This window comes from Serratia sp. 14-2641 (assembly GCF_001692375.1).
Classification (GTDB): Bacteria; Pseudomonadota; Gammaproteobacteria; order Enterobacterales; family Enterobacteriaceae; genus Chania; species Chania fonticola_C.
This window is the reverse complement of record NZ_LXKR01000066.1, coordinates 219,178-240,553: the sequence shown is the minus strand read 5'-3', so window position 1 is coordinate 240,553 and position 21,376 is coordinate 219,178. Positions and strand designations below refer to the sequence as shown.

General features: G+C 53.7%; 22 protein-coding genes and 1 other annotated feature. Of the genes, 1 reads left to right on the top strand and 21 read right to left on the bottom strand.

Annotation, left to right across the window (positions count from 1 at the left end; all coding sequences use genetic code 11):
• Nucleotides 1-54 precede the first annotated feature (54 nt).
• The 21 genes from A6U95_RS22415 to thrS all read right to left on the bottom strand — a co-directional run bounded on the left by A6U95_RS22415 (nt 55) and on the right by thrS (nt 20,475).
• Entirely contained in the window at nt 55-792 is a 738-nt protein-coding gene (locus tag A6U95_RS22415; protein WP_065686087.1) for an EAL domain-containing protein, read from the bottom strand.
• Between the two features lie 299 nt (nt 793-1,091).
• Nucleotides 1,092-2,105, bottom strand: a complete 1,014-nt coding sequence (locus A6U95_RS22410) for a lipoate--protein ligase A (RefSeq protein WP_065686218.1) — start codon at nt 2,103-2,105, stop codon at nt 1,092-1,094.
• A gap of 57 nt (nt 2,106-2,162) precedes the next feature.
• Entirely contained in the window at nt 2,163-2,621 is a 459-nt protein-coding gene (locus A6U95_RS22405) for an NlpC/P60 family protein (RefSeq protein WP_021178133.1), read from the bottom strand.
• A gap of 167 nt (nt 2,622-2,788) precedes the next feature.
• Nucleotides 2,789-3,178, bottom strand: coding sequence for a 4-amino-4-deoxy-L-arabinose-phosphoundecaprenol flippase subunit ArnF (arnF, locus tag A6U95_RS22400; protein ID WP_065686086.1), 390 nt, complete (start codon nt 3,176-3,178; stop codon nt 2,789-2,791).
• The gene (gene arnE, locus A6U95_RS22395; protein ID WP_065686085.1) at nt 3,175-3,519 is read right to left on the bottom strand and encodes a 4-amino-4-deoxy-L-arabinose-phosphoundecaprenol flippase subunit ArnE; all 345 of its coding nucleotides are present in this window, start codon (nt 3,517-3,519) and stop codon (nt 3,175-3,177) included. The genes arnF and arnE overlap by 4 nt, the downstream gene beginning before the upstream one ends.
• On the bottom strand, nt 3,516-5,180 hold the full coding sequence (arnT, locus tag A6U95_RS22390; RefSeq protein WP_065686084.1) for a lipid IV(A) 4-amino-4-deoxy-L-arabinosyltransferase: 1,665 nt from the start codon (nt 5,178-5,180) through the stop codon (nt 3,516-3,518). Before arnT ends, arnE begins: the two co-directional genes overlap by 4 nt.
• Nucleotides 5,177-6,088 carry a 4-deoxy-4-formamido-L-arabinose-phosphoundecaprenol deformylase gene (gene arnD / locus A6U95_RS22385; protein ID WP_065686083.1) on the bottom strand — a complete coding sequence of 304 codons (912 nt, stop codon included), beginning with the start codon at nt 6,086-6,088 and terminating at the stop codon, nt 5,177-5,179. The genes arnT and arnD overlap by 4 nt, the downstream gene beginning before the upstream one ends.
• Nucleotides 6,085-8,067 carry a bifunctional UDP-4-amino-4-deoxy-L-arabinose formyltransferase/UDP-glucuronic acid oxidase ArnA gene (gene arnA / locus A6U95_RS22380; RefSeq protein WP_065686217.1) on the bottom strand — a complete coding sequence of 661 codons (1,983 nt, stop codon included), beginning with the start codon at nt 8,065-8,067 and terminating at the stop codon, nt 6,085-6,087. Before arnA ends, arnD begins: the two co-directional genes overlap by 4 nt.
• Complete coding sequence (arnC, locus tag A6U95_RS22375) at nt 8,067-9,047, bottom strand: undecaprenyl-phosphate 4-deoxy-4-formamido-L-arabinose transferase (RefSeq protein ID WP_065686082.1); 981 nt, start codon at nt 9,045-9,047, stop codon at nt 8,067-8,069. Before arnC ends, arnA begins: the two co-directional genes overlap by 1 nt.
• Complete coding sequence (gene arnB, locus A6U95_RS22370; RefSeq protein ID WP_065686081.1) at nt 9,034-10,188, bottom strand: UDP-4-amino-4-deoxy-L-arabinose aminotransferase; 1,155 nt, start codon at nt 10,186-10,188, stop codon at nt 9,034-9,036. The genes arnC and arnB overlap by 14 nt, the downstream gene beginning before the upstream one ends.
• 395 nt (nt 10,189-10,583) lie before the next feature.
• Nucleotides 10,584-11,339, bottom strand: coding sequence for a vitamin B12 ABC transporter ATP-binding protein BtuD (gene btuD, locus A6U95_RS22365; RefSeq protein ID WP_065686080.1), 756 nt, complete (start codon nt 11,337-11,339; stop codon nt 10,584-10,586).
• Nucleotides 11,340-11,355: 16 nt separating this feature from the next.
• The gene (locus A6U95_RS22360) at nt 11,356-11,907 is read right to left on the bottom strand and encodes a glutathione peroxidase (protein WP_065686079.1); all 552 of its coding nucleotides are present in this window, start codon (nt 11,905-11,907) and stop codon (nt 11,356-11,358) included.
• A 70-nt stretch (nt 11,908-11,977) separates the two neighbouring features.
• The gene (btuC, locus tag A6U95_RS22355) at nt 11,978-12,985 is read right to left on the bottom strand and encodes a vitamin B12 ABC transporter permease BtuC (RefSeq protein WP_024485858.1); all 1,008 of its coding nucleotides are present in this window, start codon (nt 12,983-12,985) and stop codon (nt 11,978-11,980) included.
• A gap of 247 nt (nt 12,986-13,232) precedes the next feature.
• Nucleotides 13,233-13,529, bottom strand: a complete 297-nt coding sequence (ihfA, locus tag A6U95_RS22350; RefSeq protein WP_004943604.1) for an integration host factor subunit alpha — start codon at nt 13,527-13,529, stop codon at nt 13,233-13,235.
• A 4-nt stretch (nt 13,530-13,533) separates the two neighbouring features.
• On the bottom strand, nt 13,534-15,921 hold the full coding sequence (pheT, locus tag A6U95_RS22345) for a phenylalanine--tRNA ligase subunit beta (protein ID WP_065686078.1): 2,388 nt from the start codon (nt 15,919-15,921) through the stop codon (nt 13,534-13,536).
• A gap of 14 nt (nt 15,922-15,935) precedes the next feature.
• Complete coding sequence (gene pheS / locus A6U95_RS22340) at nt 15,936-16,919, bottom strand: phenylalanine--tRNA ligase subunit alpha (RefSeq protein WP_021804595.1); 984 nt, start codon at nt 16,917-16,919, stop codon at nt 15,936-15,938.
• Between the two features lie 139 nt (nt 16,920-17,058).
• Nucleotides 17,059-17,183, bottom strand: a sequence feature (Phe leader region).
• On the bottom strand, nt 17,133-17,177 hold the full coding sequence (pheM, locus tag A6U95_RS31290; protein ID WP_121608962.1) for a pheST operon leader peptide PheM: 45 nt from the start codon (nt 17,175-17,177) through the stop codon (nt 17,133-17,135). (Overlaps the previous feature by 45 nt.)
• A gap of 113 nt (nt 17,184-17,296) precedes the next feature.
• Nucleotides 17,297-17,653 (bottom strand): 50S ribosomal protein L20, encoded by a 357-nt coding sequence (rplT, locus tag A6U95_RS22335; RefSeq protein ID WP_004963673.1) that lies wholly within the window; start codon nt 17,651-17,653, stop codon nt 17,297-17,299.
• Nucleotides 17,654-17,696: 43 nt separating this feature from the next.
• A complete protein-coding gene (gene rpmI / locus A6U95_RS22330) occupies nt 17,697-17,894 on the bottom strand; it encodes a 50S ribosomal protein L35 (RefSeq protein WP_024485856.1) in 198 nt (65 codons plus the stop codon).
• Nucleotides 17,895-17,991: 97 nt separating this feature from the next.
• The gene (gene infC, locus A6U95_RS30130; RefSeq protein WP_071683678.1) at nt 17,992-18,543 is read right to left on the bottom strand and encodes a translation initiation factor IF-3; all 552 of its coding nucleotides are present in this window, start codon (nt 18,541-18,543) and stop codon (nt 17,992-17,994) included.
• 3 nt (nt 18,544-18,546) lie between these two features.
• On the bottom strand, nt 18,547-20,475 hold the full coding sequence (gene thrS, locus A6U95_RS22320) for a threonine--tRNA ligase (RefSeq protein WP_021178149.1): 1,929 nt from the start codon (nt 20,473-20,475) through the stop codon (nt 18,547-18,549).
• A gap of 304 nt (nt 20,476-20,779) precedes the next feature.
• Between thrS and A6U95_RS22315 the strand changes: the two genes are divergently transcribed.
• Nucleotides 20,780-21,358, top strand: a complete 579-nt coding sequence (locus A6U95_RS22315; protein ID WP_196062508.1) for a DUF2239 family protein — start codon at nt 20,780-20,782, stop codon at nt 21,356-21,358.
• Nucleotides 21,359-21,376 lie beyond the last annotated feature (18 nt).

Here is a 21,376-nt window from a genome sequence, read left to right as displayed (position 1 = left end):
GGATCACGGTAAAAATCATCCAGTCCACTATTTACCCCGGTGTGTAAGTAAAAATCAGCTATTATTATCGAACTCTTCAGCAATCCTGCGTAGAGACCGCAGATTATCCACACTGATGGCAGGCCATAAAAACCCCTGTAGCCCTAAAACACCGGTGTTGGTCAGTTTATTGAAATACTCATGTTTCTCAATGCCGCAAACAATAACTCCCTTACAAAGTTGATTGATATTCTTAAGCAGTGAATCGATAACCAGGTCATATCCCTGTTGGGTAACCAATTGCCAATAAAAGCGTTTGTCGATCTTCACAAAATCAAATAAACCATCGAACAACGCGGTCAACGTCGCTTTGCCAGAACCGAAACCATCGAGCCACAGCGAAAAGTAGTCACTTAACAAGCGTATTTTCCCATTGTCTTTCCCTGCGGAAAGGTTGGGGAAACTCTCATTGATTTCAAAAGCAATAAACGGCAACTGATGCACTCGTTGACGACGTGTTTCGCTGCCAAGCAGCCAATCGACAACCGTTTCTTCGATATTAATGGTCAATGTCACCCCGTTGGCAACAAACCATGACGCGTGCTTTTCAGCCAGCGTGAGTTGATCGTTGAATAACTCAATCCTTTGTTCTGGGGTTAATAACCGCAGGCCGATCTCCGTAGGCATCGCCAGGTTGTCGCCCGAGCCAGTAAAACGGGTGAGAAGTTCCACCGCCAGCAATCTTCCCGTCATGGCGTAAATCGGCAGGAAGACGTACTGACTAATAAAATCAACGTCAGATTGAATATTCATTTTAAGGCCAGAGGCTTAATGGCGTGCAAACCATCGTATAACAATAAGTTATACCGATCAATCCCTCAGGGATAGTTCATAAATAGTAATGTGATTAGCTAGGCGTTGCCAAGTAATTGATAGCTTTAACGATGTTTTTTTGCTCAGGCAGTCAGGTGCGATAATTATATTTGCGGCATCTATCGTTACAAATTAAAAGCTTTACGCAATGTGTGAATTATTTTTATGTTCAACGATCAGGTGATGCGGCGACCACCTGATTTCATTAATAAAATTCCTAACTTATTTACCACACAGCACTACTTAATGGTTTCCAACAACCAACGCTGCAACTCACTAAGCTCGTTCTCCTGCTGTGGATATTGCGCTACCAGCTGTGCACAACAGTCTGCCAACGCCTCGCTGCGATAGGCACATCCCACCAGCTTTTCGGCCAAAGTCTGTAATGGCGCAGGGTTGAGGCTGTCGGTGAATATCTGCGCGCGTACAATCGCGCCCTTCTCGACGTCAAAAAAGATATCTACCCCACCCCAGGTAAATCGTTCATTCAGCAAGTGGCTAAACGCTGGTGCTTTGCCAAAATTCCATTCCCAACTGCTCTGCTTGGCAAATTGCTGGGCAAAATCAGGCAGGTCCGGGAAGACATCCGGGGAGATCACTTCCGGCTGTGCCGTTTCACCATAATGGGCGAAGAAAGCCTGAATAACGGCGTCACAAACCTGCTGATGGACGATTTCGGGCACAAACTCGGCCAGGTTAGCGACCCTGGAACGTACAGAAGTGATGCCTTTCGCCTGCAGTTTTTTCGGATCGGGATTGAGATAATCCGCCAGGCGATTGAGATCGGCATTCAACAGCAGCGTACCGTGATGAAAGCCACGATCCTGGGTTTCGCGGTAGGCTGAACCGGAGATTTTGCGCACTCCGTTGGACGTTTCAACCACCAGATCGTTACGCCCGGAAGCCGAAGCATCAACACCTAGCTGTTTTAGCGCCGCCAGAATAATGCCGGTAGAAACGGTTTTATCGTAGCCGGGCTTACCGGCCATAAAGGTAAAGCAGGTATTGCCCAGATCGTGAAACACTGCCCCGCCGCCGCTGCTGCGCCGTGCCAGACGAATGCCATCCTGCTCCATCCGCCGGGTATTGCACTCTTTCCACGGGTTCTGCGACTGGCCAATCACCACGGTTTCGGCATTACGCCACAGGAAGAGGATTTTTTGCGTGGTCATTTCGCGGAAGATGCACTCTTCTACCGCCAGATTAAACCAGGGATCGTAGGAATCGGAAATCAATAAACGTAAGGAATTCATGGCAGTCACCTCATCATGCAGTGCTGCCATAATACACCAGATAGGGGGTTTGGGGCGTTAAATCCGGCGCGCCTGCCAGTACACCTTGCGCCAGTAAACGTTGTTGAGTGAGGAACGCGTCACGCCTTTGCTGGTAGAAGCATGAATAAACTCGTCGTTGGTATCGTAGATCCCCACATGCAGGCCATTCTCTCCGCTGCCGGTTTTAAAGAACACCAGATCGCCTGGCATCAGCTCGTCGCGCGAGACTTTGGTCCCCAGCCCGGTTTGCTGCGCCGTGGAGCGCGGTAATTGCATATCAAAACGATCGCTAAAGGTGCGATAGACAAAGCCGGAACAGTCGACACCGCCGCGATCTAGCCCGCCATAGCGATACGGGGTGCCATACCATTGACGCAGTTGCTCGTTCAATTGCGCTACCACCACGATGGAATCGGACAAACGGCCACTCGGCGGCGGCGCATGGCTGCTGCAACCGGCGAGAATTAAACTGGCTAATAGAAACCACACACGCATCGCATTTTACCTTTCACTTGAACACCGAAGCGGATCAACCGCCTGCGATATTTCACCACGCCACCCCAGGTAAGGAGAATGCTGTTTGGCATTAATTTATCGCTCAAGATAATAAAAAGGCAAGTTTTGTCCATGAGATATTCGAATCGACAGCGTTTTTTCCGCTATTAGCGGTTTTTTACCCCCCGATGGCTATTAATCAACCAGACGCCAAACAGAATAAACAGCGTCCCCAACGTTTTGAGCAAGGTGGCAGACTCATTAAACCAGGGCAGGATCACCGCCGCTAGGTAAACCAGCGCATAACTGACGCTCAACAACGGATAAGCCCGGTTCAGTGGCAGATAATTCAGCGCGAAGAACCAGCACAGCATTGATAATGCATAGCCGAAGATGCCAACGACCACCGCTATCAAGGCCATTCCATACTGGTTGAGTAACGGCCAGGTAACATCGGCAAAGGACAACAGCGGGATTTGTCCCATGCCCCATTTCATCAGCAACTGGGCCAACGTCACTAACAGAACGCTACCCGCGCCCCAAAGATAACCTTTCATGATTGCAGACTCATCAGCAGGATCCCCAGCATGATCGACGCCACGCCGCACCAGTGACGCACCGTGGTCGGCTCGTTAAACAACCAGCGCGCCGCCAACGTCACCAGGACAAAATTGAGGCTCAGCATCGGATAGGCCAGGCTGAGCGGCAAGCGCTGCAACACATTTAGCCACACCAGCATGCCCAGCCCCAATAGCAGCACCGCCAGCGCCAACCAGCGCAGCGTTAAAAACCGCCGCCGATCACTAACCTGTTGCCAGGTAAGGGCAGCCTGTTTCTGACACAGCTGCCCCGCACAGGTGAACAGGCTAACCAGGATCACCAATAAATACGCCATCATGGTTGCTGCTTATACCATACCAATGCCATACGATGCATCTCGACCACGCTGTCTGGCGGTGGCAAATCTGTCGGCACGTGCTCACCACGGGAGAGTTGCATTACCAGTGACACATCCCCCTGTTTACGAGCCTGAGCCAACCAACCAGCAAAATCTTCTTCGCCGATATAGTGGCCACGTGCATCGGGATACGCCAAGCCATAAGTGAGCTCGCCTTTTTCACCGTACATCAGCACATCGCTGCGTTTCAGTTCCCAGGCCAGGCCAGCGGCGATACCCACGCGATCGGCTAACACAAACTGGCTCTGGCTGAGCGTGGCGATATTGTCACGAATGAAGTTTTGCGGCTGCTTGGAGTCAATTACCTGCTGTGGAATAGCGTAGCCGATCAACAGACAAAGCAGCAGCGGGCAGGCGGCCGCCCAGGTCCAGCGTTTCGCGTTATCACGAGCGGAAATCACGGCAAACAGTAACCAACCACCAAAGGCAATCAGACCGAGTACGATTTTCGGCCACTCATCGGCGGTAAACAGATGCACTTTAGGTAACACACCGGAGCCGATGAGCAACAACGCGATAATGCCAATCAGACCAAACAGGCCATTTAGCACGGCATTCATCTTGAATACCCGAGTACGTAACTGCCCCGCGCAATCCTCGGCGTAAGCCGCCATCAGCAGTGCCAACGGCGCCATGCAAGGCAGAATATAGGTAGGCAGCTTGCCTTTGGCGATGCTGAAGAAGATCAGCGGCATCACCACCCAGCTCAACAGGAAAAACAGCTCCGGGCGCTGCACTCGCTCACGCCATCCCTTGAGCAGGGAACCTGGCAATAGCCCCAACCACGGCAGTACCGCAGCGATCAGGATCGGCAGGTAAAACCAGAAGGGGGCCTTATGCTGGGCATTGTCTTCGGCAAAGCGCTGAATATGCTCCACCCAGAAGAAGTAGTTCCAATAGTCCGGCTCGCGTTGGGCCACCGCCAGAGCCCACGGCAGGCTAAGCAGTACCGCAACCACGATCGCCACTGGCCCATAGCAGAACAGATCTTTGACCTTACGCTGCTGAATAACAATGGGAATAACGGCAATCACCGGCACCGCCAGCGCCAGAAATCCTTTGGTCATAAAGCCCATGCCACAGGCCAGCCCGAGCAACACATAGCCTCCCAGCTTACCTTTGGCGGTGGTGGCTTTCAGCGTCAGGTAATAGCTGACCATGGCTGCCGTCAGCCACAACGAGATCATCGGATCGAGCACGCTGTAAGTGCCAATACTGAATACCAGAACCATCGACAGGAAAATCAGCACTGCCAGGCTGGCACGACGCGCATTTTTCCACATCAGCCAGGCCAGAGCAAAGACCAGCAAGGCGGTCAGGCCAGTGCTGAATATCGAGCCAAAGCGCACGGCAAAGTTGCTATCGCCGAACAACCACTGGCTAATGTTGTTAAACCAGTAACCGGCAACCGGCTTTTCAAAATAGCGCAGGCCGAGCAGGTTAGGCACGACCCAATCTCCGCGTGCCAGCATTTCACGGCTAATTTCGGCGTAGCGGGTTTCATCCGGCTGCCACAGTAACCGCCCATTCACCGGCAACAGATACACCAGGGCAAAAAAAATGGCCAATACGATGGCCCAGGATCCTTTCAACGCTTTCATGAAACCTTTTCTCCCCCAACTTCGGTTTGATAACCCAACCAGCCTTCTCGGCCAGGAAATGGCGCGCGTGTAATGCGGCCTAGCGGCAATGATGACACGTCTTGGGGCAGCAATGCGCTCAACGGGCAGAACTCGATGCCTTGCTGTTTTGCACGCTGTAACAACTGTTCGAACATGGCCGACTGCGACATACCTTCCACCTCGGTATGTATGGTGTACACCGGCACCCCACGATCGTTTTCTATCGCTCGCAAAATATAATCATTGAAATCCGCCATGCTGGTTTCGCGGCCAATCACCTCGTCAAAAGTAGGGAGCGTAACGGGGATTTGCACCGTGCCCGGCTGGCCGTTCTCTAATAGCGGACGAAACGGATGGGTACCCCGGCAATCGCTGTTGTACTCGAAACCAAAATCTTGCTTAACCTCCACGACGCGCTGATCGGCACGCCACCCCGCCACCGCCGAAAATCGGACCGGTTGACCGATCGCGTTTTCCAGCGCATCAACACCCAACTGAACCTGGCGCATCAACTCGGGTTTGGACCACTTCCCCACCTTGGCCTGCCACCCTTGATGATCCCAGGCGTGCAAACCCACTTCGTGGCCCATCTCCAGCGTGCGCTTCATCAACGGCCCCAAAGATCGGGAAATATTCCTCCCAGGCCACGCGGTCCCCGCCAGCAGGATATCCCAGCCATACAAGGAGGCGGCCTTGGAACGCAGCATTTTCAGCAGGAATTGGGGTCGAAGCAGGCGCCACAAGTGGCGCCCCATGTTGTCCGGCCCGACGCTGAAGAAGAAGCTGGCCTGAATATCGTACTTGGCAAACAGCTCCAGCAGGCGCGGCACCCCTTCACGGGTACCGCTAAAGGTGTCTACATCAACTCGCAGGCCGACCTTCCTCATGCACCATCACCTTCCTTTACCGTGGTACGCAGGAAGTAGTCCAGCGTCTCGGCAACGGTTTGCTGCATGGCGATCGTCGGCTGCCAGCCCAGCAGGCGGCGCGCGTTCTTGATACTTGGCGTACGGTGCTCAACGTCCTGATACCCTTTACCATAGTAGCTGCTGCTTTCCACGTCCTTGAAACCGGCAAACGGCGGGAAATTGCCGCGCAGCGGATGCTCATTGAAGCTGGCCAGCAACATTTCCGCCAACTCACGAATACTGGCTTCGTTGGTCGGGTTGCCGATGTTGACGATCTGACCATCGCATTGGCCATCGCGGTTTTCAATAATGCGATACAGCGCTTCAATACCGTCGTTGATATCGGTAAAGCAACGCTTCTGCGCCCCACCGTCCACCAGCTTGATCGGTGAGCCTTCAACCAGGTTCAGGATCAACTGGGTGATCGCGCGCGATGAGCCGATACGCGCCGCATCCAGGTTGTCCAGGCGTGGCCCCATCCAGTTAAACGGACGGAACAGCGTGAACTTCAGGCCTTCTTTGGCCCCATACGCCCAGATAACGCGGTCCAACAGCTGTTTGGAAACCGAGTAGATCCAGCGCTGTTTATTGATTGGCCCGACAATCAGGCGCGAGGTGTCCTCATCAAACTCTTTATCGTCACACATGCCATAAACTTCTGAAGTGGACGGGAAGATGATGCGTTTGTTGTATTTCACACAGTCGCGAACGATTTTCAGGTTTTCTTCGAAATCCAGCTCGAACACGCGCAGTGGATTACGGGTGTATTCGATCGGTGTGGCGATCGCCACCAGCGGCAATACCACGTCGCACTTCTTGATGTGATATTCGATCCACTCGGAATGAATGCTGATATCCCCTTCCACAAAGTGGAAGCGCGGGTTATCCAGGAAACGGCTGATTGCATCAGAGCCGATATCCAGGCCATAGATATCGTAACGATCTTCGCGCAGCAGGCGTTCGGTGAGATGGTTGCCGATAAAGCCGTTAACTCCCAGGATCAGCACGCGGGTCCGGCGCTTCATCACCGAGCTTGGCTTGGCAGCCAGACGTACATCGCTCACCATGCCCATTTCCGCTGCCAGGCGGTTGCCTTGCACATACAAACCAGACTCGCTCTGGCCAGCCACGATTTCCAGCGCCCCTTCACCACAGGCAATCACCAGTGGGGTGGTGCTCAGCACCGTACCAGGCTGCTTATCATGCGCGGTATCCAGCACACGTGCGCGCCAAACAATCACCTTGCGCTGGCCCAGATAGCTGAAGGCGCCCGGATAAGGTTCGGTGACAGCACGCACCAGGTTGTTGATTTCACGGGCAGATTTGTGCCACTGGATCTCACCGTCGGCAGCGGTACGGCGGCCAAAATAGCTGGCATCCGCTTCGTTTTGTACCGTCAGGCTGGCCGTACCGTTTTTCAGTTTCGGCAGTTGTTCTTTCAAGACGATCTGCGCCGCTTCCAACACTTTTTTGTGCAGCGTCAGCGCAGTGTCCTGCTCGGAAATCGCCACTTTATGCTGACCAACGATATCGCCGGCATCCGGACGTTTGACCATCTTGTGCAGCGTGGCACCGGTTTCGGTTTCGCCGTTCACCAGCGCCCAGTTGATCGGCGCGCGGCCACGGTAGCGTGGCAACAGTGAACCATGCAGGTTAAAACCACCTTTTGGAGCCAGAGAAAGGATCTCATCGCTCAACATATTGCGGTAGTAGAAAGAGAAAATGATATCCGGCTGCAGCTCACGGATACGCTCCACCCACAGCGGATGATTGACATCTTCCGGCGCATACACCGGCAGCTCCAGTTCGGCACCCTGGCGAGCAACGGAAGAGAAGAAGTTGTTTTCACCTGGATCATCGGTATGGGTAAATACGGCCTGTACGTCATAGCCCGCTTCTGTCAGCGCTTTCAAGCCTGCGCAGCCGATGTCATGGTAAGCAAATACAATAGCTTTCATCATTCTTCTTCCTGATTATTTTGGGTTGGTTTTGCACCGACCACTTTCTGGACAAAATAGCGGGGACGAGCACGGACGTCGTTATAAATCCGGCCGATGTACTCCCCTAACAATCCCATACCGACAAACTGTGCACCGATAAAGGTGAATAACACCGCAAACAGCGTGAACACTCCGCCTGCCGCCCATTCCGGCCCCAGGACCAAGCGCAGCACGATCAACAACACCGCCAGCACGAAGCCTGACAGCGCAATCACGCTGCCTACCACGCTGAGCAGACGCAGCGGCGTAGTGGTCAGGCAGGTGATCAGGTCATACATCAGGTTGATCAGCTTCATCAGGCTATATTTGGAGTCACCGAACTCGCGTTCAGCGTGACGCACCTCGATCTCCGTGGTACGGCGAGCAAAGGTGTTGGCCAGGATCGGAATAAAGGTACTGCGCTCATGGCAGTGCAGCATCGCTTCGATGATATGGCGGCGATAGGCACGCAGCATGCATCCATAGTCACCCATGGATTTACCGGTCGCGCGCTGGATCATCATATTGATCATGCGGGAGGCCGTCTTGCGGAACCAGGAGTCCTGACGGTTGGCACGCACGGTACCCACCACGTCATAACCCTCTTCCGCGACGCTGACTAGGCGGGGGATTTCCTCCGGTGGGTTTTGCAGATCGGCATCCAGGGTGATCACCAGATCGCCGCTGACCTGATTGAAACCCGCCATGATGGCGGAATGCTGGCCGTAGTTACGGTTCAGCAGCACGGCAATAATGCAACTGCCTGGTTGTTCCGCCGCGGCGGTTAGCATGGCGGCAGAGTTGTCGCTGCTGCCATCGTCAATCAGAATAATTTCATAAGGTTGCAATAGTTGTTTACAGGCGGCAGTGGTGCGCTCCAACAAGGCAGGTAAACTTTCCTGCTCGTTGTACACCGGGATCACCACCGAAACTTTGCTAATAGGTTCAACGCGAGACACGGGAAGACTCCAATACGGAAGACAAGGCATTGATCACGCGATCGACATCAGCTTCGGTCATATCTGGGAACAGCGGTAAAGTGCACAGGCGTGCCGAGTTCCATTCGGTATTGGGCAGTGACAGCTGTGGGTAACGTTCACGGTAGAATTTTTGCGTATGGGCGGCGCGGAAATGCAGACCGGTACCGACCCCAACTTCTTTCAGCCGTTCCATCAGTTGATCTCGCCCAATGCCGCAACGTTGTTCATCAACGCGCACCATAAACAGGTGCCAGGCGTGATCGTGCGGATAATCTGGTAACCCCAACGGCTGGAAAGGTGAATCTTGCAGCGCGGCCAGGTAACGTTCCGCCAGCACCTTGCGCCGGGCGTTCAGTTCTGGCAAACGCGCCAACTGCACCACAGCGATCGCCGCATGAATATCTGACAGGTTGTATTTGTAGCCAGGTTCAACCACTTCTGCCTGCGGCTTACGCCCCTGGAGTTGGCGGTCAAAAGCGTCGACGCCCAAGCCGTGGAACTTCAGGCAGCGGACGCGATCGGCCAGTTGATCGTCATCGGTCGCGATCAGGCCACCTTCCGCACAGGTCAGGTTTTTGATGGCGTGGAAAGAGAAAATGGCAGTGCCCCGTGCGCCCACCCATTCACCATTGAAACGGGTGCCCACGGCGTGAGCTGCATCTTCAATCAGGGGAAGATTGTGGCGTTGAGCCACTGCACGCAGTTCATCCATCGGTAATGGTGCGCCCGCATAGTGAACGGGAATAATCGCTTTGGTACGTGGGGTGATGGCCGCCTCAACATCGGCTGCGCTGACCATTAGCGTGTCACGGTCAACATCGATCATCACCGGCGTAGCGCCAAGCAATTCGATCATATTAAGGGTGGAAACCCAGGTTTGAGAGGGGGTAATGACTTCATCCCCTGGCCCGATATCCAGAGCCATAAGGGTAATGTGCATCCCCGCCGTTGCAGAGCAGACGGCAACCGCATGCTTGCAGCCGAAGGTTCGGCAAAACTCACTTTCCAACTGCTGATTTTGCGGTCCGGTGGTGATCCAGCCGGAACGCAATACCTTTTCTACCGCCGCAATCTCTTCATCCCCAATTGCCGGGCGTGAAAAAGGCAGGAATTGATCCATAATTAAACCCCAAACGTCTCGATTTTCTTTAAGCCACTGTAAGACTTTTACATTTAACGAATAGTAAACGTCGCAAAGAATGATCACTGGTGGAATAACTGCCAATCTACGTGGGCAAGCTTAACTAAACCTTAAGGAAGAAATTATTATCAGGACACACTCTGTAAAACCTCCTCATCAAGGAAAAAATAATTAGAAGCATAATCATAAAGTTATGCAGTTATAATTTTTTACTTAATTTCTTTCAACCCGATTAGCCTAGCAGGTAATCGGGTGTTTACCATGTTATTTTGTGAGATTAGCCGCAGGATTTGTACCCTTATTGGGTAATTATATTGAGCGCGTTTACTTTCCGTTTAACTACATTTTGCCGGTTAAAAAACGTCGAAACCGCGCTAGGCCGTTTTAGTCATAATCCAGCGCTGTTCTCCCACCGCCTGCAGATGAAAATCCACGTCATAAACCTTGGATAATAACCCTGGCTCCATTACCTCGTGGGTGCCCCCCTCGGCGACCAACCGTCCGGATTGCAGCAACCAGACCCGATCGGCCTGTTGCAAGGTATGATTGAGATCGTGAGCACAGACCAGTGCGCTGCGGCCACTTTGGCAAAATTCACGCAACAGGCGATCCAGCGCCACCTTTTGCGCCACATCCAGGCTGTTGGTCGGTTCATCAAGCAGCAGTAATTGGCTTATTGGGTTAACCGTTGGCCAAACCTGTAACAACACTGCGGCCAGTCGCACCCGTTGCCATTCGCCCCCGGAGAGTTGAGTCAACATGCGGGATAATTTATCCGTCAGCTTTAGGCTACGTGCCAAATACAGGATGGTTTTTTCCAGCTCGCTTTCGTCCGCCCCCGCGGGCTGATGTAAGGCGAGATATTGAAATACCGGCATCAGCGCAACCGGAGGCTGCTGCTGGCACAGATAAGCCCGATGCCTTGCCAGTTCATTCCCCGTATACGCTTCCAGCAAACGCCCAGACAGCCGAACTTCGCCAAGCCCTGGCAGCATACCCGCCAATCTGGCCAACAACGTACTCTTACCCGCGCCGTTTGGGCCGATCAGGTGCACCTGCAACCCAGCGGCGATCTGCCCAGAAAACGGCACTAGTCGCCCTTCTACCCCCACCTCACTGAGTTGCAGCATGGTTTTGTTCGCTCCTTTACTTGGCCAAAGCCTGTTTGATGGCCTCGGACACCTGTGGATCTTCTGGCGTCATATCAGGCGAGAAGCGTTGGATCACCGTACCATCACGCCCAATCAAGAATTTCTCAAAGTTCCACAGGATATCGCCGGTGTGCTTCGGCGCACGGCCTTTGCTGCTCATCCGCTCCAGGAAACCACTGCCTTCTGGTGCGACGGCCTGTGGCTGTGCGGCAATCAGTTCCCGATACAGCGGATGACGGCCCTCACCATTGACTTCAATTTTGGCAAACATCGGGAATTGAACGCCAAAGGTGCCACGGCAAAACGCCAGGATCTCTTCATTACTGCCCGGCTCCTGACCAAGAAACTCATTGGAGGGGAAACCCAACACCGCAAAACCCTGCTCACGCCAGGTTTCATAAAGCTTTTCCAGACCTTCGTATTGCTTGGTCAGGCCGCATTCCGACGCTACGTTGACCACCAGCAGCACCTTGCCGGCATAGGCGTTCAGCGTGGTAGATTGGTTCTCAATGGTTTGCACGGGAATGGCATAAATGGGGTTGCTCATCAGATGTTTTCCTTTGGTTTTATTTGCAGGTGAGACAGAAGAACGCCGCCGGGCATTACCGGCAGCCGGTTTACCTTACGCTTTTTGTCCGCGCCAGTAACCAGATAAAAAGAGGGGCCCCCAGCGTAGCAGTGACCACGCCGATGGGTAACTCCGCCGAAAACAACGCAATCCGCGCCACCACATCCGCCACTAACAATACGCCCGCGCCTGCCAAGGCGCAGCCAGGCAGCAGGTAACGTTGGTTGGTCAAACCGCTGAGGCGCAAAATATGCGGGATCACCAGGCCGATAAAGCCTATCACGCCCGCCAGGGCCACGCTGGTGCCCACCAGCCAGCCGATGGCCAGCACCAGCAGATTACGCCATACGTGCAGGGAAAGACCCAACTGCCGGGCCTGCATTTCGCCAAGGGCCATCAAGTTCAGCACCTTGCCTTGCGCGCATAGCCACAGCAGCGCTGGCAACAGGGCTAACAGCAGCCATTTCTGCCGCCAATCCACCCCGCCGAAACCGCCCATCATCCAGTACATTAGCTGCCGCAGGTCGAGGCTCGAACTGAAATACACGGCCCAAGTCATAATCGCGCTGCACACAATCCCCAGCGCTACCCCCACCAGCAGCAAACGTGCGTTGCTCAACCGGCGACGGCGGGCAAAAATCAGCAACAGGAAGGTCATCACCAAGGCGCCAGCGATGGCGTTCATGCTCATCAGCGCCACCGGCAGCAGGCCGTTGCCAAACAGCACCGTCAGCACCAGCGCCACTCCGGCACCGTTGGATACGCCAAGTAGACCAGGCTCCGCCAACGGGTTCTCAAACAGAGCCTGCATCGCCGCCCCTGCCACCGCCAGGCTTGCCCCCACCAGCATCACCGCCAGCGCTCGTGGCAGGCGCAATTGCCAGACAAACAGCTGTGCAGGCTCACTCAACCACTGCGCAGGCCAGATCCACAGATCCCCGGCGCTTAGGCTGAAGGCAAACGCCAGTACGACGCCCAGCGTCAGCCAGGTCAAATAGCGTTTATCACGGCGGTGTTGATGCTGTTGTAACAAAGTGAAGGTCTGACTGCTCGGCATAACTACACAACTTCCCTACTGGCCAGGATAGCGGCCTGAAAATAACGTCTTGCAGCAAATAGTAGGAGGTTCGGGCGTTTAGGGGAAGGACTGAGTGAACGAATGGTGGTGAAAGCAGCGGCTGGCACCGCCGGTCATCGAGGCGATGATGGTTATAGACGGGAGCAGCATGCAGCGCCGACCCAGTGAGGTGGGTAAACCGCCAAAGAAAAAGGCCGCTTGCGCGGCCTTTTTGGCGTTGTGTAACCTACTCTTTCGGGCTGGCGTTCTCCACCCGGCTTTTCAGTTTCTGTCCCGGACGGAAAGTGACCACGCGGCGCGCCGTAATCGGAATGTCCTCACCGGTTTTCGGGTTGCGTCCCGGACGTTGGTTCTTGTCTCGCAAATCAAAATTGCCAAAACCAGACAGCTTGACCTGTTCTCCGTTCTCCAGAGCTCGACGGACCTCTTCAAAGAACAGTTCTACCAGGTCTTTGGCATCCCGTTTGCTAAGCCCTAGCTTCTCAAACAGGTGTTCTGACATTTCAGCTTTAGTAAGCGCCATAGGTTCAATCCCTCAAGGATGCTTGGAATCGCTGTTTTAGAGCCTCTACACATTTTGCAACGGTAGCGGCAATCTCCTCTTCTTCCAGTGTACGGGCGGTATCCTGCAACACCAGACTGATAGCCAGGCTCTTATAACCCTCAGCTACGCCCTTGCCACGGTACACATCAAACAAGTTTACGCCAACTACCTGATTTGCGCCAACTTTCTTACACTCTGCCAAAATATCTTCTGCGGCGACGTTTTCAGCCACTACAACGGCGATATCGCGGCGGTTTGCAGGGAAGCGAGAAACCTCACGGGCCTGAGGCACGGCGCGGCTTGCGAGCTTGTTCCACTCCAATTCGAATACCACAGTACGGCCGTTAAGATCCAGTTTACGTTCAAGTTCTGGGTGAACCACACCGATGAAACCGACACGTTCGCCGTGTAAATAAATGGCCGCACTTTGCCCAGGATGCAGGGCGGGGTTGGACTCTGCCTTGAACTGAATTTCGGATAATTTACCGGTCAGCTCCAATACCGATTCCAGATCCCCTTTCAAATCATAGAAGTCCACCGGCTTTCTTGCCAGATCCCAATGCTCATCATGGGTATGCCCGGCAATCACACCAGCCAGCATGACATCCTGACGGATACCCAGATTTGCCGCAGTATCAGGGACAAAGCGCAGGCCGCTTTCAAACAGGCGCACCCGAGTTTGCTGGCGATTCTGGTTATAAACCACCGCCGAAAGCAGGCCTGTCCACAGTGACAGACGCATCGCGGACATCTCTACCGAGATAGGGCTTGGCAGGATCAGGGCTTCTTCACCTGGGTGCAGCAACGCCTGCACTTTCGGGTCGACAAAACTGTAAGTAATTGCTTCCTGGTAGCCATGATCGACCAACATGGTCTTCACGCGCTTCAGGGTCAGATCGGATTCACGGTGTTTGGTCATCACCAGATCGGCGCGCACTGGCACGTCCGGGATGTTGTTGTAGCCATAGACACGGGCCACTTCTTCCACCAAATCTTCTTCGATCTCCATATCGAAACGCCAGCTTGGCGCCACCGCCAGCCAGTTGTCGCCCAGCTCGGTAACCTGGCAACCCAGGCGGCGCAGAATATCGCTCACCTGCTCGCTTGGCACCACATGGCCAATCAGACGGTCCAGTTTTTCACGGCGCAGCGCAATGGTGGCTCGCTTCGGTAAGGTGCTCTCATCGCTAACGTCAATGATTGGGCCAGCCTGACCACCGCAGATGTCAATCAGCAGGCGTGTGGCACGCTCCATCGCTTTATGTTGCAGTGCCGGGTCTACGCCACGCTCGTAACGATGTGAAGCATCGGTATGCAGGCCATGACGGCGAGCACGGCCAGTAATCGACAGCGGGCTGAAGAAAGCACACTCCAGCAGCACATCCTGGGTTTCGTCATTCACGCCAGAGTGCTCACCGCCAAAGATGCCACCCATGGCCAGCGCTTTTTGCTGATCGGCAATCACCAGGGTATCTGCCTGCAGTTTGGCTTCGTTGCCATCCAGCAGACGCAAGGTTTCACCTTCGTGAGCCATACGCACCACGATACCGCCCTCAATACGATTGAGGTCAAAAGCGTGCATCGGTTGGCCCAGCTCCATCAGCACGTAGTTGGTGACGTCGACCACGGCATCAATCGAGCGAATACCGGCACGGCGCAGCTTCTCACGCATCCACAGTGGTGAAGGTGCCTTCACGTTGATGCCTTTCACTACGCGGCCAAGGTAACGTGGGCACGCCTGAGGGGCTTCTACACGGATTGGCAGGATGTCGGTGATGGTGGCAGCAACCGGGCTCATATCCGGCTCGGTCAACGACAGTTGGTTCAGCACGGCAACGTCGCGCGCGACGCCAATGATGCCCAGGCAATCGGCACGGTTCGGCGTGACGCTGATTTCAATCGCGCTATCGTTCAGTTGCAGATAGTCACGGATATCGGTGCCGATCGGTGCATCTTGTGGCAGCTCAATGATGCCGTCATGATCGTCTGAAATCGCCAGTTCGGAGAACGAACACAGCATGCCTTCAGAAGGCTCGCCGCGCAGCTTGGCGGCTTTGATTTTAAAGTCGCCTGGCAGTACGGCACCGACGGTAGCAACGGCGACTTTCAGGCCAGCACGGCAGTTAGGCGCACCACAAACGATGTCTAACAGACGCTCACCGCCCACATCGACTTTGGTTACGCGCAGTTTGTCGGCGTTCGGGTGTTGACCGCACTCCACCACGTGGCCCACGACCACACCGTTGAATACGCCAGCCACCGGTTCAACACCGTCTACTTCCAGGCCAGCCATGGTGATTTGATCGGATAATGCTTCGCTGCTGATGGCCGGGTTTACCCACTCGCGCAACCAGAGTTCACTGAATTTCATGTGATATTCCCGCCTTACTTAAACTGTTTGAGGAAACGCAGATCGTTTTCGAAGAACGCACGCAGATCGGTGACGCCGTAACGCAGCATCGTCAGGCGCTCCATACCCATACCGAAGGCAAAACCGGAATAGATTTCCGGATCGATACCCACGTTGCGCAGTACGTTCGGGTGCACCATGCCGCAACCCAACACTTCCAGCCACTTACCGTTTTTGCCCATTACATCCACTTCGGCAGAAGGTTCGGTGAACGGGAAATAGGAAGGACGGAAACGAACCTGCAGGTCTTCTTCAAAGAAGTTGTTCAGGAAATCGTGCAGCGTCCCTTTCAGGTTGGTGAAGCTGATGTCCTTGTCGACGATCAGCCCTTCCATCTGGTGGAACATCGGGGTATGTGTCTGATCGTAGTCGTTACGATACACACGGCCCGGAGCGATAATGCGGATCGGTGGCTGCTGGTTCTTCATGGTGCGGATCTGCACGCCAGAGGTTTGGGTACGCAGCAGGCGCGTCGCGTCAAACCAGAAGGTATCGTGATCGGCACGGGCCGGGTGATGCCCTGGGATATTCAGCGCGTCGAAGTTATGGTAATCGTCTTCGATTTCCGGGCCGGTCTCTACCGAGAAGCCCAGTTCGCCAAAGAAGGTTTCGATACGATCGATGGTGCGAGTGACCGGGTGCAGGCCACCGTTCTCCAGGCGACGCCCCGGCAGCGAGACGTCGATGGTCTCCGCCGCCAGGCGGGCGTTCAGCACCGCTGACTCCAACGCGTTCTTACGCGCGTTCAGCGCATCCTGAACTTCCTGTTTTGCCTGGTTGATCACCGCCCCGGCTGCCGGGCGATCTTCCGCTGGCACTTCACGCAGGGACTGCATCTGTAAGGTAAAATGACCTTTCTTGCCAAAATATTCGACGCGTACCAAATCCAACGCGGCAACATCTTGGGCATCTTCTACGGCTGCCTTGGCGTTGGCAACCAGCTCTGCGAGATGTGACATTGCTTTCCTCTTCCTCTGGCCTTGTGGCCCTAAGTAATTGTTATCTATTATTCCAACACGCCTTTGGTTGATCTTCAAAGAATTTCAAGCCGTAGCCAAGCTAGTGCCGCAGGCCTGAAAGGCGCAGAAGGTGGCCAAAAACAAAAAAGCCTCCACTTGGGAGGCTTGGGCGCTACTTTCCGTTTCTTTTCTTACGCGCAAAGCCTCCTGAAGTCAGGCGCTAAAGTAAAAAAAGAAGCGGAAAATAACAGCGTGCATGTTGGTAGTACCTTGTCGATGGATGGGCAACCAGTGTGATAGCGCCAGCCGATAAAAGTCAATATCTGTATTGAGAACAAACAGTAAAAGAGGGAGCAAGCTCCCTCTTTTCAACCAGCTTACGCCAGTGCTGCTTTCGCTTTTTCAACCAGTGCGCCAAAGGCCACTTTGTCGAATACTGCGATGTCAGCCAGGATCTTACGGTCAATTTCAATAGAAGCTTTTTTCAAGCCGTTAATGAATTTGCTGTAAGACAAGCCGTTCTGACGAGCAGCTGCGTTGATACGTGCAATCCACAGCTGACGGAACTGACGCTTACGTTGACGACGGTCACGGTAAGCATACTGACCTGCTTTGATTACTGCCTGGAAGGCAACACGATAAACGCGCGAACGGGCACCGTAGTAACCTTTCGCTTGTTTCAGTATTTTCTTGTGACGTGCGCGTGCAATTACACCACGTTTTACGCGAGCCATATGCTCTCTCCTAAAGTCTTATTCTAGATTCAAAAAATGTGGCTTATGCGTACGGCAGGCACGCGATAACCAGGACCAGATCGTTTTTAGACACCATGCCTTTCGGACGCAGATGACGTTTACGCTTGGTTGCTTTTTTGGTCAGAATATGACGCAGGTTAGCATGTTTGCGCTTAAAACCACCGCTGCCGGTCTTTTTGAAGCGCTTGGCTGCACCACGTACAGTTTTAATCTTTGGCATGTTAATTAAATCCACTTCGCATTGTTAAACAACGAATCAGTGAGGCGAATAAAACCCACGCACGCTTGCACGGCGTGGGTTCGATTACTTGGAAGCCTTACTGTTTCTTCTTGGGTGCGAGCACCATAATCATCTGACGGCCTTCGATCCTTGTTGGGAAGGACTCGACCACTGCCAGATCAATATCTTCACACAGGTCTTTACGGACGCGGTTAAGCACTTCCATACCGATCTGCTGGTGCGCCATTTCACGCCCACGGAAACGCAGGGTGATCTTGGCTTTATCGCCGTCTTCCAGAAAGCGAATCAGGTTGCGTAGTTTGACCTGATAGTCGCCATCATCGGTGCCAGGACGGAATTTGATTTCCTTAACCTGGATAACTTTTTGCTTCTTCTTCTGTTCTTTGGTCGACTTGCTCTTCTCGTAGAGGAATTTGCCGTAATCCATGATCCGGCAAACTGGCGGTTCGGCATTTGGGCTGATCTCTACTAAATCAACACCCGCTTCCTCAGCTTTTTCAAGAGCTTCATTCAGACTGACAATACCAATCTGCTCGCCATCGACGCCGGTTAGGCGAACTTCTTGCGCGCGAATTTCTTTGTTAATGCGATTTGGACGCGCCGGTTGAACTCGTTTTCCGCCTTTAATACTTTATTCCTCCAGTTGATGAAGACTTCGGCTGCGTATCTCATGTAGCAGCTTGTCTACGACTTCTTGTACGTCCAGGCTCCCCAGGTCTTTGCCACGGCGGGTACGAACGGCAACTTTGCCTGATTCGACCTCTTTATCACCGCACACCAACATGTATGGAACCCGTCGTAAAGTATGTTCGCGAATTTTAAAGCCAATCTTCTCGTTTCTCAAGTCCGCTTTTGCCCGAATGCCTGCATCTTGCAGTTTTTTGGTCAATTGCTGGACGTAATCAGACTGGCTGTCGGTGATATTCATCACCACTACCTGCACTGGAGCAATCCAGGTTGGGTAGAAACCGGCATATTCTTCGGTAAGGATACCGATGAAGCGCTCCATGGAGCCAAGAATAGCACGGTGTATCATTACCGGGACCACGCGTTCGTTGTTTTCGCCAACATACGACGCGCCTAAACGGCCCGGTAAGAAGAAATCGAGTTGCACGGTACCACATTGCCATGCGCGATCCAAACAATCATGCAAGGTAAATTCAATTTTTGGTCCGTAGAAAGCGCCCTCACCCGGCTGATATTCAAACGGAATCCCGTTTTCAGTCAGCGCAGCGGCCAGATCGTTTTCGGCTCGAGTCCACATTTCGTCAGTCCCGATGCGCTTTTCTGGACGGGTGGACAGTTTCACCACAATCTTTTCAAAGCCAAAGACACCGTACATATCGTAGACCATTTTGATGCAGTCGTTCACTTCGGAACGCACCTGATCTTCGGTACAGAAGATATGGGCATCGTCCTGGGTGAAACCACGCACACGCATCAGGCCATGTAGCGAACCGGATGGCTCGTTACGGTGGCAGCTACCAAACTCGCCCATACGCAGCGGCAGGTCACGGTAAGACTTCAGGCCCTGGTTGAAGATCTGCACGTGGCCCGGGCAGTTCATCGGCTTGATGCAATATTCACGATTCTCTGAAGACGTGGTGAACATGGCGTCTTTGTAGTTTTCCCAGTGGCCGGTTTTTTCCCACAGCACACGGTCCATCATGAACGGCCCTTTCACCTCCTGATACTGGTGCTCTTTGAGCTTCATGCGCACAAAAGCTTCCAGTTCGCGGAAGATGGTCCAGCCGTCGTTATGCCAGAACACCATGCCAGGGGCTTCTTCCTGCATATGATACAGGTCGAGCTGCTTGCCGATCTTGCGGTGGTCACGCTTGGCCGCCTCTTCCAGGCGTTGCAGATAGGCGTTCAACTGCTTCTTGTCTGCCCAGGCGGTACCGTAGATACGTTGCAGCATTTTGTTTTTGCTGTCGCCACGCCAGTAGGCACCGGAGGTTTTCTGCAGTTTGAAATGGTGGCAGAAACGCATATTCGGCACGTGCGGGCCACGGCACATATCCACGTATTCTTCGTGATGATACAGGCCAGGGCGATCGTCATGGCTGATATTTTCATCCAGAATCGCCACCTTGTAGCTTTCGCCACGGGCTGCGAAGGTGTCGCGGGCTTCCTGCCAGCTCACGGTTTTCTTGATGACGTCATAATCTTTGTCGGCCAATTCATGCATCCGCTTCTCCAGCAGATCCAGATCTTCCTGCGTCAGGGTATGGTCGAGGTCAACATCATAGTAAAAACCGTTGTCGATCACCGGACCAATGGCCATTTTGGTATCTGGCCACAGCTGTTTGATCGCATGACCCAGCAGGTGCGCACAGGAGTGGCGCATGATTTCCAGGCCTTCGGCATCTTTGATGGTAATGATGGCCAATTGCGCATCGGCTTCGATGGCATCGTTGGCATCGACCAGTTCACCGTTAACGCGGCCGGCGATACAGGCTTTGGCAAGGCCAGGGCCAATATCACGGGCAACATCCATCGGGGAAACGGCATGGTCGTATTGACGCTGACTTCCGTCAGGAAGAGTAATAACAGGCATTCATAATTCCTTATCTACAGTGGTGACCCACACGACAGATCACATGCAGTACAGATATTTTGGTTAGTGTTGAGTCAGTTATGCTTCATATCTCGCCCACAATTGCCAGATTGACGCACAACTTGGTCCGTTGATAACACGCGAACCTCCAGTGGCTGTTCACAGCCTTGCGAATAGTAACATTAAAACTGTGGAGGATAAATAAAGCGCAGTTTACCCTGCTGCATAATTGATCGCGCTTGACTTACCACGATAACTCAGCCAAATTACCCGGGTAAAACAATTTAACCCGGGTATAAATAATATGAAAACCATCAATACGCCGAGCTGCACCGCCTTCTTGCAGCATCAACGAGTGGCTGCCGGGTCTTATGCCGATGTCGCTCAGGCGCTTGCTGCGATGGATCTTACTGCCGGTGGGCTGTTAGTGTTTGATGATGCCACCGGCTCCCAGGTGGATTACCCTTGGCCAGCAGGCTACGTTTGGCCTCAGCCTGGTGGCGATGCCGCTGAGCTTGACAGCGAACCGGCAGCTCAGCCCTCGGTCGGTCGGCCCAAGCTCGGCGTGGTAGCCCGCGAAGTGACCCTCCTGCCCCGTCATTGGGAATGGCTTGCACAACAACGTGGTGGAGCCTCTGCGGCACTACGTCGCCTGGTTGATGAAGCCCGGCGTACTACGATCGAGCAAGACAATGAGCGCCGCATCAAAGAGAACAGCTACCGCTTTATGAGCGCCATCGCCGGTGCTTTGCCAGGCTATGAAGAGGCCACGCGCGCGCTGTTTGGCCACGATGGTAAACTGTTTGCCGAGCGAATTGCGCACTGGCCTGCCGATATTCAGGTGCATCTGGCCTGGATGACTCGAGATGCCTTCCCCCAGTGATTGCGGTGCCCTACATAT